The sequence below is a fragment of the Enterobacter chinensis genome (assembly GCF_034008295.1).
GTDB classification, from domain to species: domain Bacteria; phylum Pseudomonadota; class Gammaproteobacteria; order Enterobacterales; family Enterobacteriaceae; genus Enterobacter; species Enterobacter chinensis.
Genome location: NZ_JARDVI010000028.1, coordinates 1 through 201, shown reverse-complemented (window position 1 = coordinate 201; position 201 = coordinate 1). Strand labels below are relative to the sequence as shown.

Here is a 201-nt window from a genome sequence, read left to right as displayed (position 1 = left end):
ACTTGCGGGATAGCGGGCAACAGTGCGGAGTGAACAGAGTCTGGCGACTGATGAATCGTGCCGGGATAAAGGCTCAGGTCGGGTACCGGAGCCCGTGGGCACGTAGAGGCGAGGCCAGTATCGTATCGCCCAACAGGCTCCAGCGACAGTTCAATCCGGATGCTCCGGATAAGCGTTGGGTAATGGACATAACCTACATCA

General features: G+C 57.7%; 1 pseudogene. It reads left to right on the top strand.

Annotated elements, in window-relative coordinates:
- Positions 1-201, top strand: a pseudogene (locus PYW49_RS23340) (IS3 family transposase); the annotation flags it as partial.